We start from the raw sequence: 14,019 nt of genomic DNA on the forward strand, positions 1-14,019 counted from the left end.
CGCAGGGCGGAGGCGGGGCATGCAGCGGCGCGCAGGCACCGTCGCAGCCGTTGGCGCGGCCGTGGTCCTGATCGCGGGCGGAGCCTTCGCGTTCGCGAACCGCGACGGCGGCGACAACGTGGTGAACATCGCAACGAAGCCCATGACCGAGCAGTACATCCTCGGCGAGATGCTGAACACGCTGATCGAGCACGACACCGACCTCAACGTGGAGCTGACGCAGGGTGTGGGCGGCGGCACGTCGAACATCGAGCCGGGCATGGAGAAGGGTGACTTCGACCTCTATCCCGAGTACACGGGAACGGGATGGAACGCCGTGCTGAAGCACGATGACACCTACGACGAGTCGATGTTCGACGCGATGCAGCAGGAATACGAGTCACAGCTTGGCCTCACCTGGGTGGGGATGTACGGCTTCAACAACACGTACGGACTGGCCGTGAGCAAGGACGTGGCCGAACGTTACGACCTGCGCACGTATTCGGACCTGGCCGGGGTTGCGAGCGAGCTCACGCTTGGCGCGGAGCCCGACTTCTACGATCGGCAGGACGGCTACCCCGGTCTGCAAGATGCCTACGGCATGGCCTTCGGCGCCACGCGGGACATGGACATCAGCTTGAAGTACCAGGCGCTTTTCGAGGGCCAGGTGGATGCCATCGTGGTGTCGACCACCGACGGGCAGGTGGCCGACGAGCGCCTTGCGGTGCTCGAGGACGACCGGCACTTCTACCCTTCGTACCTCTGCGGGAACGTGGTGCGCCAGGATGCGCTGGAAAGGCACCCCGAGCTGCGCGACGAGCTGTTGAAGCTGCAAGGCACCATCACCGATATCGACATGGCGCGCATGAACAATGCCGTGGAAACGCAGGGGCAGGAACCGAAAGCGGTGGCCGACGCGTTCCTGGCCGAGAAGGGGCTGATGTAGCATGGACGGCAGGGAGAAGGGCGGCGCGGCCGCCGTGGCGTTCGAGCACGTGTCCAAGCGGTTCGGGGACGCCAACGCCGTGGACGACGTGAACCTCGCCATCGCGGAGGGTATGTTCGTTACCATCATCGGCAGCTCCGGCTGCGGCAAGACCACGCTGTTGAAGATGGTGAACGCGCTCGTGATGCCCGACGAGGGCGAAGTGCTCGTGCACGGGCGCGCCACGTCGAACGCCGACCCCATCGGGCTGCGCCGCAACATCGGCTACGCCATCCAGGGCAGCGTGCTGTTCCCCCATCTCACCGTGGAGCAGAACATCGCGTACGTGCCCACGCTGCTGAACAGCGGCGACGAGGACCGCACCGAGGCGGCCGTAAAGAAGTGGATGGACATCATCGGGCTGCCGCGCGACATCATGGACCGCTACCCCGCCGAGCTGTCGGGCGGCCAGGCGCAGCGCGTGGGCATCGCCCGCGCGCTGGCGGCGAGCCCCGACATCCTGCTGGCCGACGAGCCGTTCAGCGCCGTGGACGCCATCACGCGCGCAAGCCTGCAGGACGAGATCAAGCGCATCCATGAACAGACGGGCATCACCGTGCTGTTCGTGACGCACGACATCGACGAGGCGCTTGATTTGGGCGACCGGGTGCTGGTCATGGAAGCCGGCCGCGCCGTGCAGTTCGCCCCGCCCGAGGAGATCCTGCGCGCCCCCGCCACCGAGTTCGTCAACCGGCTGGTCTCGCGCAAGCAGAGCGTGTACGCCCGCTAGCGTGACAAAGGGACGGGGATAATGTCACACTCCCCGCTGTGCTCGAAGGCAGTATCCCGAGAGTGTGACATTATCCCCGTCCCTTTGTCACGCCCTTTGTCACGCCCGTCCCTTTGTCACGCCCCCAAACATTCCGCTACGCGCGCGTAAACGATGCCCCTGCCGAGCTTGCTCGCCGCGCCGGCGCCTTACGATTGGGGGCAGCGTACCGTTCGTCCGAAAGATGGGAGAAACCATGTCCGACAAGAAGACGCCCGAAGCGACCGAGGAAAACGGCTCCGAGGAAAAGATCGTCCTCCCCAGCAACGAGGAGGTCTTGGAAGTCATCGAGACGCCCGACGAGATCGATGTCATCGATGTGGGCAACAAGGAATCCGCCAAGATCATCGAGGACTGGCCCGAAGCCAGGTAGGCAGCCAAGGCACGCCCTGCATTCCCGCTGCCCGCATCGCGCACGCCTGATGCGGGCAGCGCCGTGCCCACGCCGGGCGGCCGGCGCGGTACGAGAAATATTTCTCAAACTTCTTGAAAATAGCCGTTGACAGAGATGGTCGTTACCGCCATAATAGCTTTTGCTGTTTCGACGTGCGCCGTTACCTCAGCTGGATAGAGGGACTGACTACGAATCAGTACGTCGGGGGTTCGAATCCCTCACGGCGCACCATTTCAGCACTTTCATTCCGCAACGACTGGCAGCAGCACGTGCGGTTTTTTTATTGGTCGAGCGAAAGGGACTTTGTTGAAGGTTCGAAAATCGAAACCTCACAGTAAGTAGTCCTCCTTCGATTCCCTTACATCGGCGGTCGAAGGACGACTGCCTGCGAGCAAACACGTAAGGGAATTCACATGCTCTATCTCTCTCAAATGATGGGAAAGCCCGTCGTCGATGCGACCGGCGAGAAGATCGGCACGATCTCCGACCTGGCCATCTCCACCGGCGAGGTGTTCCCCCGCATCACCAGCCTGGCCTTCCAGGGGCCGGGCAAGGTCCCGTTCATGATCTCGTGGCGCAAGTACGTCGAGGAGTTCGACGAGGACGGCATCAGGCTGTCCGTGCCGGCGCACGACATCCGCTTCAGCTACCTGCAGCCCGAGGAGATCCTGCTGGCGCGCGACCTGTTGAACCGCCAGATCGTGGACACGCAGGGCATGAAGGTCGTGCGCGTGAACGACCTGAAGCTCTCCATCTCGGGCACGCAGCTGCGCCTTTTGGGCGCCGAGGTGGGCGCGCGCGGCATCCTGCGCGGCCTGGCACCATGGCTCGAACGCGCCGTGGTGGCCGTGGCGAAGGTGTTCGGCCGCCGCATCGACGAGCAGATCATCGCCTGGAACTACATGGACCTGCTCGACCGCGACCTGTCCGAGGTGCAGCTGTCCGTGACGCACAAGCGCCTGGACGAGCTGCATCCCGCCGACGTGGCCGACATCCTTGAGCAGCTGGACCCCCAGCAGCGCGCGAACGTCTTCCAGCACCTGGACGACGCGCAGGCCACCGAGGCCATCTCCGAGATGGAGGACGAGTACCAGGCCGACTTCATCGAGGATCTGGACGACGCCCGCGCCGCCGGCCTCTTGGGCAGCATGGACCCGGACGACGCGGCCGACATCGTGCGCGACCTGTCCTACGAGAAGGCCGAGACACTGCTGCGCCTCATGGGCGTGGAGGACGCCACCGAGATCCGCCGCCTGCTGGGCTACAAGGACGGCACCGCCGGCGGCATGATGACCACGCAGTTCGTGTCCGTGCACGCCACCGACACCGTCGGCGAGGTCATCGAGGTGCTGCGCGAGCTTCCCGAGGACCACCCCACCGTCCACTACGTGTACGTGCTCGACGAGTACGACGAGTTCGAGGGCGTGCTCAGCCTGCGCACCCTCGTGCTCACCGACGACGCCAAGCCCGTGGGCGACGTCATGTACGAGGACGTGATCTCCGTGCCGCCCGACGAGACGGAGGAGGACGTGGCGGCCGACATCTTCAAGTACGAGCTGCCCGCCATGCCCGTGGTGGACGAGCACAACATGCTGCTGGGCATCGTCACCGTCGACGACGCCTGGGATGCCATCGAGGAGGACGTGAGCGGCGACAAGACGAAGGCCACGGCCCTCAAGGTCGTGGGCATCGTGCTGGCCTCCCTGCTGTTCCTGGGGCTGTACACGCTGGTGCTGCTGCAGGTCATCGGCTACACCGGGAGGTAAGGCCATGATGGTGAAACGAGACCGGAAGGCCGAGCGCGCAGGGAAGGCTCCCACGACCGGAGCGGCGGACGCCGCCCTCGCGACCGCGCAGGACGCCGCAGACGGCGAGGAGCTGGCCGAGAAGAAGCCGAACAAGCTGTGGCTGCTGCTGGCAGCCCTGGGCCCCGGCGTGGTCACGGCCATGGCCGGCAACGATGCCGGCGGCATCTCCACGTACTCGACCGTTGGGGCGAAGTTCGGCTACGCGACGCTCTGGGTCATACCCATCATGTGCGTGCTGCTCATCGTGGTTCAGATGACGGCGGCGCGCATGGGCGCCGTCACGGGCAAGGGCTTCGCCGCGCTCATCCGCGAGCGGTTCGGCATCCGCCTCACGGCGCTGGCCATGCTGGCGCTGCTCGTGGGCAACGTGGCCACCACGTTCTCCGAGTTCGCGGGCATCGCAAGCGGCATGGAGATGTTCGGCGTGTCGAAGTACCTGGCCGTGCCGGTGGCGGCCGTGGCCGTGTGGCTCTTGGTGGTGGGCGGCAGCTACAAGCGCGTGGAGAAGGTGTTCCTCGTGCTGTCGCTGGTGTTCGTCACGTACATCGTGGCGGCGTTCATGGCGCAGCCCAACTGGGACGACGCGCTGGCCAGCACCGTGGTGCCGCATGTGGTGAACGACACGAGCTTCGTCTCGCTCGTCATCGCCATGATCGGCACGACCATAGCGCCGTGGATGATGTTCTTCGCCCAGAGCAACGTGGTGGAGAAGGGCGTGGGCGTGAAGGACTTCTTCTCGCAGAAGGTGGACGTGATCGCCGGAACCATCGCCGCGTGCCTCGTGGCGTGGTTCATCATCGTGACCACGGGCGCCGTGCTGTTCCCGCAGGGGATCGAGATAGAGTCGGCCGCCGACGCCGCGTCCGCGCTGGCGCCGTTCGCGGGGCACTACGCCGAGGCGCTGTTCGCCATCGGGCTCATCGCCGCGTCGTTTCTGGCTGCGTGCGTGTTGCCGCTCACCACGTCGTTCGTTATCTGCGAGGCGTTCGGCTGGGAGGCGGGCGTGTCGTTCAAGTGGCGGGAGGCGCCGCTGTTCAAGAGCATCTTCACGTTCGTGATCGCGTTCTCGGCCATCGTGGTACTCATCCCGGGGATCGACCTCATGGGCGTTATGCTCACGGCGCAGTTCGTGAACGGCCTCATCCTACCGGTGCTGCTGGTGTTCATGGCCATCATCTCCGCCGACAAGCGCGTTATGGGCGCGTACCGCACGCGCCTGGTTTCGCGCGTGCTCATCTGGCTGACCGTGGGCATCGTCACCGTGCTCACGGCGGCGCTGCTGGTCATGCAGGTGCTGGGCATCGGGTAGCCTGGGGGCACGCTGGCAGACGGCGCGGACGGCCGGCAGGTGCGGAGCGCGTCTCTTAGGTGCTAGGCGTTCTCGGCGAGGCGCTTGCCCTCGTCCTCAAGGCGCTCGGCCAGGAAGAGGCGGCGGTTGTCGCCGTTCTTCACGCTTTCGAGCAGCATCTCGATGGTCAGGCTGTCCAGATAAGCGTCGAAGCTCTCTTCGATAAGCTGGTAGGTCTGCTTCACGCCCTGCACCATGGCGCCGCCCTTGCGCGACGAGCGCTTGGCGCGGGTGGAGGCCTTCGCATCCTCCTCGAGCGCCTTCATGATCTGCAGCACGGTGATGTCGGACGGCTCCTTGGCCAGCCGGTAGCCGCCGTGCTTGCCCGGCCGCGCCTCGATGAGGCCCGCGTTGCGCAGCAGCTGGGCCAGTTGGATGAGATAGTCCCGCGGTATGGACATGTCCTGCGCGATATCTTTGGAGGAGCACGTGGTACCCTGTGCGGCCAGGTACAGGATGGCGCGCATGCCATAGTCCGTCGATGCCTTGAATTGCACGATGTCTCCTAACTCGCCGCTGCTTTCGGTAGGCTGAGGTGCCTGCTATAAGCGACTTTCATATATATACGCTAAATGCTCAAACATGTCCCGAATAACACAAAAGACGCCGTAAAACAGCGTCTTTCAGGCATTTCCGCTCCGAAGACCAACAGGGCGATCCGGGACGATTCGAGTGTACCGAATGCAGAACGATTATAGCAAGGTCATTGAGCCGATTGCATAGCAAATCGAATGGAAACGGTTACGTCTACGCAATCTTGACCTGCAGTTATCGACTATCGTTAACTATCTGGGCCATCGAATGCGCGCCTCCCTTACCGGCGTTGCCGCGGTGTTATACTGGCGACATGGACGAGAAGAAAAACATGCGCGCGGACGTGCTCGGAAGGCGCGACGCGCTGGATGCGGAAACGCGGGCACGCAAGTCCGCGGCGATTTGCCGCGAGCTTGAACGGTTGGTTGAGGAAGCCTGCGCGCCGGACGCCGGTGCGTGCGGAGCATGCTCGCCCGACGGGAATTCCGCGGAAGCGGACCGGCTGGGACCGGCGCATGGGGTTCGGGCATATCGGAACCTCGGCCGCCCGCCGTGCGTTGCCGTGTACGCCGCCATGCGCAGCGAGGTGGACCTGCAGGCGTTCGCGGAAAGCGCCTTCGCGCGCGGGTGGGACGTGTGCTTCCCCTGCATGGTGCGCGACGAGGCGGACGGGCAGGGGCCGGGCCGCATGGCGTTCTACCGCGTGCCCGGCGCGCGTCTTGACCATGCGCGTGCAGCGTTCCTGGACCACCCGCTGCGCTGTTTGCCCTGCGCCGCGCTGGCCGATGCGGGCTACGAGGAAGCGGCCCCGGCCGACCTCGACGCGGTGGCGGTACCGCTCGTGGCGTTCGACGACGAGGGCAACCGGCTGGGCTACGGCGGCGGCAACTACGACCGCCTGCTCCCCCGGCTCCGCGCCGACGCGCTCGTCGTGGGCGTGGCCTTCGACGAGCAGCGGGTGCCGGCCGTGCCCTGCGAACCGCACGACCGCCCCCTCGCGCGCATCGTCCACGCCTAGACGGGGCGCGTAGACGGGCGGCATGCGGAAAACGGGCCGTGCGCCCCCGTTCGCGGCGCACGGCCCGACAAAAGCAAGCGCGCGGCAGGAGCGCGCTAGTCCTTCAAAGCCCCGTACCGGGACTTGTTCAGCACCAGCACGGCCGCCACCATGAGCACGGCGCCCACGACGAGCGAGATCCACGGGTTGCCCGAAAAGCCGGCGATGAGATAGCCTACCAGGCAGATCACGGCCACCACCGACGCGTACGGCAGCTGCGTGGCCACGTGGCGCAGGTGGTTGCACTGCGCGCCGGCCGACGACAGGATGGTGGTGTCCGATATGGGCGACACATGGTCGCCATACACCGCGCCGCCGAGCGTCGCGCCGATGGCCACCAGGAACAGCGGGTTGTCGGCGGGGAACACGCCGATCACTATGGGCAGGATGAGCGCGATGGTGCCCCACGACGTGCCCATGGCGAAGCCGATGAACGCGGCCACCACGAAGATGACGGCCGGCAGCAGCGCGAGCCCCACGCCGATGCTGTTCAAAAAGCCGCTCACGAACTCGCCCGTGCCCAAGAGGTAGCGGCACGTGCCGCCCAGGCTCCATGCCAGCACGAGGATCATGATGGCGCCCACCATGGAGCGCACACCCTCGGAGATGCCCTCCATGTAGCCCGACAGCGTCATGAGCTTGCGCGGCAGGAACATGATGGCGGCCACCACCAGCGACACGCACACGCCGATGCACAGGCCGAACACGGGGTTCTCGCCCACGGCGGTGGCGAAGTCGACGCCCTTGAAGAACCCGCCCGCGTACAGCATGCCCAAGATGGAGAAGATGATGAGCACCACGATGGGCACGATGAGGTCGAACACGCGGCCCTTCTCGGAGATGGCGATTCCCTTGAACTCCTCCACCGCCGTCTGCGCCGCCTCGTCCAGCTCGTCGCGCTCGGCCACCACCGTCTCCATGTTGAACGGAGGCAGCGTGTCGGCGGCCTCGCGGTCGGACAGGCCGACGGTCGCCATGGCCTCGAGCGCGCTGTCCTTCGGCGGGATATCCTGCTTGGAACCCTCGTGCTGGTACTCGGCCTCGGCCACGCGCATGGGGCCGAAGTCCTTGTTCGTGGCGCACATGAAGAACACGAACACGATGGTGAGCAGCGCGTAGAAGTTGTACGGGATGGACTGCACGAACGTGGTGAAGCCGCCCTCGCCCAGGTAGCCGCCCACGGCCACCGCCCACGACGACACCGGTGCGATGATGCAGATGGGCGCTGCCGTGGAATCGATGATCCAGGCCAGCTTCTCGTGGCTGATCTTGAAGCGGTCGGTGACGGGACGCATGACGGCGCCCACCGTGAGGCAGTTGAAGTAGTCGTCCACGAAGATGATGATGCCCAGCACCGCCGTGAGAATCTGCGCCATCTTCGCGTTTTTGATATGCGTGGCCACCCACTCGCCGTACGCGCGCGAGCCGCCCGCGCCGGCTATGACCACCACGAGCGCGCCCAGCAACGCGAGGAACAAGAGCAGCGCCCCGTTGCCGGCTATCTGCTCGGCCATCATCTGCGGAACCATGGTGAACGAGTCCACGAGCTGCTCGAACCCGGCGCCGTTCAGGCTGAACTGGTAGATCACCATGCCGGTGAACACGCCGATGGCGAGCGAGGAGTACACCTCCTTCGTGATGAGCGCCAGCGCCAGCGCCAAGATGGGCGGGATGATGGACCACACCCCTGTGCTGATAAGGTCGAAGCCTTCCATATGCGTCCCCTTCTCCTAGGCGGAACGCATTCGCGCGAAGGTCGTGCTGCGGACGCCCGCGCGGATGCGCAACGATGCGCCCTAGTATACGATATGAAAGCGCCGCGAGCAGCGCGAATACCGCTTTCACGCCCGCACGGCGGCGATCGATCGCGGCGGCTTGCGGCGGCTTGGGGGGGCGGCTGGGACGGCTTAGAGCTGGAGCAGCACGATGGCCGCGAAGGGGAGCCAGAGCGCGAAGATGACGACGAAGGGCCAGCGGTGGGCGTTGCTCACGGCCACGAACTCGCGGATGAACGCCGTGGGCCAGAAGTAACGCGCCGTCTTGCTGCCCACGCCGTCGGCGGCAAGCCCAATCTTGTGTGCGTACTCGGCGGTGCGAAACACATGATAGTCGCTGGTCACCACGGCAGCGCGGTACTGGCCGGCGCCCGAGCGCGCGTCCATGATGGCCTTCGAGTTGCGCAGGTTCTCCATCGTGGTGGTCGAGCGGTCCTCCTCGATGATGGCGTCGACGGGCACGCCGCGCTCCTCCATGAGGTACGCGCGCATGGCCTGGGCTTCGGGAACCTCCTCGTCGGCTCCTTGCCCGCCCGAAGCAATGATGATGGCGCGGCGGGCGCCGGCCTCCCACAGCTCCACGCCCTTGTCGAGGCGCGCGGCCAGGAGCGGCGTGGGCTTCGTGCCCGACAAGCCCGCGCCGTGCACGACGATGTAGTCGTAATCGCGGCGCTTCGGCAGCCGTCGGTACAGCCACGAATACAGCAGCAGCGCCGCGAACGTGAATGCCACGTACGAGCCCTCCATCAGCACGAGCAGATAGAGCGCCAACAGCAGCGGAGGCGCCTGGACAAGCAGCAGCACCGGCCCGCCGACGCAGGCCGCCACGATACCGAACGCCAGCAGCCCCGGCAGCAGGTGCGACAGGCTAAGCCCCTCCCGCTTGACCACCACGAACGTGTTCGCCGTCAGAAACACGACGAGCGCCACCGTGCCGAAAGGGATAGCGGCGAACCCGATGAGCACGAGCCACGGCAGCTCGAATTGGATGGACAAGCCGTAGAATGAGAACAGGCACAGCAGCAGGAAGTACAAGGCGTTGCGGAACTGGCGCGGCTCCTTGCGGTAGTTCTTGACGAACAGGAACCCGAACACCAGCGCGGGGAAGTATATGAGCAGCAGCGTGAGCAGCATGGAGGGACCTTCGTCGGTTGCGGAGGGACAGCACGAGTACTCGATAGTATAGCGTTCGTTGCGCCGCCGTCGCCAAATTGTTCTTTTCGGGCATGGCTAACCGAGCGCGACCAGCGAAAAGCAAATGGCGAGCAAGTGAGAAGCAAGTGAGATTTAGCAAGGGGGCGTGACGGCGCCTAATAGAATTGCCTGATCAGACGAGTGTCGATTCGTTGGACGGCCTTCGAAAGCAGCTGCGGGGCCCAAAACGGGCCCCGCGAAGCAAATGGCGAGCAAGTGAAGCTTATGCCCATGCCGGTTCGTACTTCATGTACCGCGGCGAGGTATTGGGGTCCACAGGCTTGATAAGCCCTCCTTCCGCCGCCTCTTTGATCAAGCGCGATATCTGCGAAGCGTTCGAAGGCTTTAAATCGAAACGTTCGCGAAGGCTTTGATTCGTAGCGTAATCACCCTGTGCATAGCAGATGCACGCATGCCAGTAGCACGCTTCCAATCGTTCTTGTGGGCTGAGGTTTTTGTACGGAACGGCCTGTCGCAGCGATACGCGCATACTCCGTTCCTCCCTGATCTCAATTTTCGGGGCCGGCATGCGGAAGTGTTCGCATGCGCTGATGATCTTGTCCCAACCGCTTCCCGCTTCCTCGCACATATGCAGACGTCGCATGAGGGAGGCCAGCTTCTCGTTGCGGGAACGTGGAGGATCATTCACAATGCGATCCACTTCAACAAGCGGGCTACCCGGATTCGTGAACTCGATGCGATGGTCGAAAAGCTCGATGAGCGGCGCCGCCCCTGTCACCGTGAAGTCTTGATGGATGAGCGCATTGGCAACGAGCTCACGAACGGCAATGGCAGGATACGCCGTAACCGTTGTCCGAAGCGCTCCTTGGATAGTCTCACGAGCAGGAACGAGCGTCATGACGTAGTCGAACAATGCTTCCATGCACACGGCATATCCTTGGTCGAAAGTCCTTTCCTTCAGCATATCGATTCGCCCTCGGCCGCTGTAGAGCATAACGCGCACCGCCTTCCGCTTGACGGTAGGAAAGGCTTCGAGACTTTTCGAGAAGAGGACTGCACCCAGGTTCGTAATGGCAAGCATGCCGTTGTCCTGCCGCTCAAGCATGCCCTCTTCGAGAAAGTAGTGCAGCTGCGCTTCGAGGCTTTCCGGCGCAGTGGTTCCAGACAGCCGGAAATACGCGTTTATGTCCAGAAGCTCGAAGACTTCCTGACCAGACAAATCTTCAATAGCAAGTTGATCTTCGAACACCTCTTTCTGTATCTTCTTCCATAACTCCGACTCGCGCGTCGAGCCGTGTGCAAGCTTCTGGGTACAGCTTCCCGTGCGGATGTAGACAACGTTGTCGTACTGCACCGGCTGGTGGTAGGCAGGCCAGATCTTCAGCACGACAACGGAAGCACCCTGGTGGACATGTTCGATAAATTCGAAATGTGCGTTGGCGCTCAAATGCTGGCGCAGCCATATCTCAAGTTCCTGGTTACCCTTCTTGCAAGCTTTGGGATTGAATGATGTGCCGACTACTTCATGGGTCTTGTCTTCGATACCCCATACTTTGTAAGCCGCCGATGCGTCATGAAACGCAGCGGCATTGGCAAGCGCGCAGATGTCTTTCGCCTCTTTCTCCGGCTCGGCGAAGTCCTTCTTGAATTCCACGTACTCGGTTTCGTTGGAAAGCTGCCTGAGATTCTCGATGAGCGCGCCGATGTTTTGCATGAGTGTTCCTTCAGCCGTGTTATCAAACTGCACTATATCAGCGAAGCAAATGAAAAGCAAATGACGAGCAAGTGAGAAGCAAATGAGATTTTGAAAAGAGGCCTGATGAAGTTTAACTGAATTGCCTGATCAGATGAGTATCGATTCGTTGGACAGCCTTCGAAAGCAGCTGCGGGGCCCAAAACGGGCCCCGCGAAGCAAATGGCGAGCAAGTGAAACGCAAGCGGAATTCCGTACGCTCGGTTTCCGGCGGCGCTACTCCCCTTCCCCTTCCAGCTCCTGCTCGTACTCGCGGTCGATGGCGCCTTCCACGCGCGGCGGGTCCACCTCGAAGTCCACGCGCTTCGTGAACAGGCTTACCAGCGGCACGATGATCAGCGACAGCACCATGGCGATGGCGCCGCAGTTGATGGGGCTGGCGATGAACGCCGTGCCCACGAACCCGGCGATCATGTTGCCCGTGGTCAGGCCCACGCCCACGATGAAGCTGGCCCACACGGCCGGGCGCGAGATGCGCTTGGAGAACAGCCCCCAGAAGAACGGGCCGAGGAACGATCCGGCCAGCGCGCCCCAGCTGATGGACATGAGCTGCGCGATGAACGTGATGGACGAGTTGTACTGCACGAGCGCCAGCACCGCCGAGATGACGATGAACACCACCAGCAGCACGCGCATGTACGACAGCTGCTTCTTCTCGCTCATGTTCTTCACCAGGTTGTCCTTGATGAGGTCGAGCGTGAGCGTGGACGACGAGGTGAGCACGAGCGACGACAGCGTGGACATGGACGCGCTCAGCACCAGCACGATTACGATGCCGATGAGCAGGTCGGGCAACGTGGACAGCATGGTGGGGATGATGGAGTCGTACACCGGCGTGCCGGCGGCCGTCATCTCCACCTGCCCGCCGTACAGGCGGCCGAACCCGCCCAGGAAGTAGCTGCCGCCCGCCACGATCATGGCGAACACCGTGGAAATGATGGCGCCCTGCTTGATGGCCGGGCCGCTCTTGATGGCGTAGAACTTCTGCACCATCTGCGGCAGGCCCCACGTGCCCAGGCTGGTGAGGATGATGACGCCGATGAGGTCGGGCAGATTCGGCCCGAAGAAGCTGACGAATGGGCCGGCCATTTCGCTGCCCTCGGCCGGGATGAGAGAGAGCGTGGTGATGGCCTCGGTGAAACCGCCGTTGTTCACCAACACCGCCACGATGACCGCCACGATGCCCAGCAGCATGACGATGCCCCGGATGAAGTCGTTCATGACGGTGGCCATGTAGCCGCCCAGCACCACGTAGATGCAGGTGATAACCGCCATGCCGATGACGCACCACTCATACGGCAGGCCGAACGCCATGCCGAACAGCCGCGACAGGCCGTTGTAGACGCTCGCCGTGTACGGGATGAGGAACACGAAGATGATGGCCGCGGCCGCGATGCGCAAACCCTTCGACTGGAAGCGAGCGCCGAAGAACTCGGGCATCGTGGACGCGCCCAGGCGGTGCGTCATCTCGCGCGTGCGCGGGCCGAGCACCCACCAGGCCAAAAGGCTGCCCAGGATGGCGTTGCCGATGCCGATCCACGTGGCGGCGATGCCGTACTTCCAGCCGAACTGCCCCGCGTAGCCCACGAAGATGACGGCGGAGAAGTAGCTCGTGCCGAACGCGAACGCCGAGAGCCACGGCCCCACGTTGCGCCCGCCCAGGATGAACCCGTCGACGGTGCCGGCGTGGCGTCGGCAGTAGATGCCCACGCCCACTGCCACGCCCACGAAAATGAGCACCATGCATATCTTTTCGATCATTGGTAGTTCCCTATCGTCTCATGCGGGCTGCCCCGCCCGCGTTCGCTTTCCGTTGGAGTGCGGGCCGTTGCTCCAGCTTGTTTCACGGGAGACCCTTGCCGCATCATCAGATGATCGTACAAATGTTTCACGTGAAACAGCGCGCTGGAAAGGAGCCCGCGCAGTGGCGCACATGACCTTGCCGGCTGCGGGCGCGCCGCGCCGGGTTCCGACACGTCGCAGCACCACGGGCAAACCCATGTGCTAGAGGTATCGATAGGAATAATAAGGAAGGGCGCGGTAGGCTCCGTCGTCCTGCTGAGCCACCGTGCGCTGCAAGGCAGACGGTGCGAGGCATTCGGAAGCGCGCGGTGCGAAGGCGCGGCATGCAGCCGCGACGGCCAGCTCGAAACGCCAGCGTTCGTCGACGACGATATGTCCCCTCGCAGAATGCATGCGCATACTCTACCACAGTGGAGCGCCTCGGCGAGCGAAAAAGTGAGCGGGCCGCCTCGATTCTCTCGCTAGCGAACGAATGTTTCACGTGAAACATTCGGGGCGCACGGGTTGATCGGGCGGGAGCGAAGCGATCCGCCCATGCGCCCGGAGGGCACATAACGGGCTCGCAGGTTGGGCAGGGCGCTCGCCAGAGCGCCCTTTCGCGCCGGCAGGCGCGAAAACCACGGGAGAGCCGCCGCCGGCCGCCCGCAGGGCGGCCTTCG

The 14,019-nt window shown here is 63.8% G+C and carries 11 protein-coding genes and 1 tRNA gene; 7 read left to right on the forward strand and 5 right to left on the reverse strand.

Features of this window, described 5'->3' with window-relative positions; translation table 11 throughout:
• From GPA_RS05605 to GPA_RS05625, 6 genes are all read left to right on the forward strand, one after another.
• Window positions 1–925: glycine betaine ABC transporter substrate-binding protein (locus GPA_RS05605; RefSeq protein WP_041239155.1), on the forward strand; the 925-nt coding region annotated here is incomplete at its 5' end.
• A gap of 1 nt (window position 926) precedes the next feature.
• Window positions 927–1,694: an ATP-binding cassette domain-containing protein gene (locus GPA_RS05610; RefSeq protein ID WP_015539229.1), complete on the forward strand. Its 768-nt coding sequence runs from the start codon at window positions 927–929 to the stop codon at window positions 1,692–1,694.
• Window positions 1,695–1,929: 235 nt separating this feature from the next.
• Window positions 1,930–2,106 carry a hypothetical protein gene (locus GPA_RS17980; protein ID WP_156790940.1) on the forward strand — a complete coding sequence of 59 codons (177 nt, stop codon included), beginning with the start codon at window positions 1,930–1,932 and terminating at the stop codon, window positions 2,104–2,106.
• Between the two features lie 175 nt (window positions 2,107–2,281).
• Window positions 2,282–2,358 (forward strand) — tRNA-Arg (locus GPA_RS05615).
• 182 nt (window positions 2,359–2,540) lie between these two features.
• Window positions 2,541–3,893, forward strand: coding sequence for a magnesium transporter (locus GPA_RS05620; RefSeq protein WP_041239156.1), 1,353 nt, complete (start codon window positions 2,541–2,543; stop codon window positions 3,891–3,893).
• Window positions 3,894–3,897: 4 nt separating this feature from the next.
• Window positions 3,898–5,244 (forward strand): Nramp family divalent metal transporter, encoded by a 1,347-nt coding sequence (locus tag GPA_RS05625; RefSeq protein ID WP_015539232.1) that lies wholly within the window; start codon window positions 3,898–3,900, stop codon window positions 5,242–5,244.
• A gap of 62 nt (window positions 5,245–5,306) precedes the next feature.
• On the opposite strand, the gene GPA_RS05630 is transcribed toward GPA_RS05625, so the two are convergent.
• Window positions 5,307–5,780 (reverse strand): RrF2 family transcriptional regulator, encoded by a 474-nt coding sequence (locus GPA_RS05630; protein ID WP_041239157.1) that lies wholly within the window; start codon window positions 5,778–5,780, stop codon window positions 5,307–5,309.
• A 368-nt stretch (window positions 5,781–6,148) separates the two neighbouring features.
• On the opposite strand from GPA_RS05630, the gene GPA_RS05635 reads away from it, so the two are divergent.
• The gene (locus tag GPA_RS05635; protein WP_049784028.1) at window positions 6,149–6,835 is read left to right on the forward strand and encodes a 5-formyltetrahydrofolate cyclo-ligase; all 687 of its coding nucleotides are present in this window, start codon (window positions 6,149–6,151) and stop codon (window positions 6,833–6,835) included.
• A 95-nt stretch (window positions 6,836–6,930) separates the two neighbouring features.
• Here the strand turns inward: GPA_RS05635 and GPA_RS05640 are convergent, their stop codons facing one another.
• From GPA_RS05640 to GPA_RS05655, 4 genes are all read right to left on the reverse strand, one after another.
• The gene (locus GPA_RS05640) at window positions 6,931–8,589 is read right to left on the reverse strand and encodes a Na+/H+ antiporter NhaC family protein (protein WP_015539234.1); all 1,659 of its coding nucleotides are present in this window, start codon (window positions 8,587–8,589) and stop codon (window positions 6,931–6,933) included.
• Window positions 8,590–8,781: 192 nt separating this feature from the next.
• A complete protein-coding gene (locus tag GPA_RS05645) occupies window positions 8,782–9,783 on the reverse strand; it encodes a YdcF family protein (protein ID WP_015539235.1) in 1,002 nt (333 codons plus the stop codon).
• 283 nt (window positions 9,784–10,066) lie between these two features.
• The gene (locus GPA_RS05650) at window positions 10,067–11,518 is read right to left on the reverse strand and encodes an ATP-binding protein (RefSeq protein ID WP_041239158.1); all 1,452 of its coding nucleotides are present in this window, start codon (window positions 11,516–11,518) and stop codon (window positions 10,067–10,069) included.
• A 255-nt stretch (window positions 11,519–11,773) separates the two neighbouring features.
• On the reverse strand, window positions 11,774–13,318 hold the full coding sequence (locus tag GPA_RS05655) for a sodium:solute symporter family protein (RefSeq protein ID WP_015539236.1): 1,545 nt from the start codon (window positions 13,316–13,318) through the stop codon (window positions 11,774–11,776).
• Between the last annotated feature and the right edge of the window lie 701 nt (window positions 13,319–14,019).

Origin of the sequence: Gordonibacter pamelaeae 7-10-1-b, from assembly GCF_000210055.1 — a bacterium.
Lineage (GTDB): Bacteria > Actinomycetota > Coriobacteriia > Coriobacteriales > Eggerthellaceae > Gordonibacter > Gordonibacter pamelaeae.

Excerpts from the sequence above, each read along its gene's own strand:
- GPA_RS17980 (WP_156790940.1), top strand. The coding sequence starts at position 1,930 with ATGTCCGACAAGAAGACGCCCGAAGCGACCGAGGAAAACGGCTCCGAG.
- GPA_RS05645 (WP_015539235.1), bottom strand. The coding sequence starts at position 9,783 with ATGCTGCTCACGCTGCTGCTCATATACTTCCCCGCGCTGGTGTTCGGG.
- GPA_RS05640 (WP_015539234.1), bottom strand. The coding sequence starts at position 8,589 with ATGGAAGGCTTCGACCTTATCAGCACAGGGGTGTGGTCCATCATCCCG.
- GPA_RS05650 (WP_041239158.1), bottom strand. The coding sequence starts at position 11,518 with ATGCAAAACATCGGCGCGCTCATCGAGAATCTCAGGCAGCTTTCCAAC.
- GPA_RS05610 (WP_015539229.1), top strand. The coding sequence starts at position 927 with ATGGACGGCAGGGAGAAGGGCGGCGCGGCCGCCGTGGCGTTCGAGCAC.
- GPA_RS05635 (WP_049784028.1), top strand. The coding sequence starts at position 6,149 with ATGCGCGCGGACGTGCTCGGAAGGCGCGACGCGCTGGATGCGGAAACG.
- GPA_RS05655 (WP_015539236.1), bottom strand. The coding sequence starts at position 13,318 with ATGATCGAAAAGATATGCATGGTGCTCATTTTCGTGGGCGTGGCAGTG.
- GPA_RS05620 (WP_041239156.1), top strand. The coding sequence starts at position 2,541 with ATGCTCTATCTCTCTCAAATGATGGGAAAGCCCGTCGTCGATGCGACC.
- GPA_RS05625 (WP_015539232.1), top strand. The coding sequence starts at position 3,898 with ATGATGGTGAAACGAGACCGGAAGGCCGAGCGCGCAGGGAAGGCTCCC.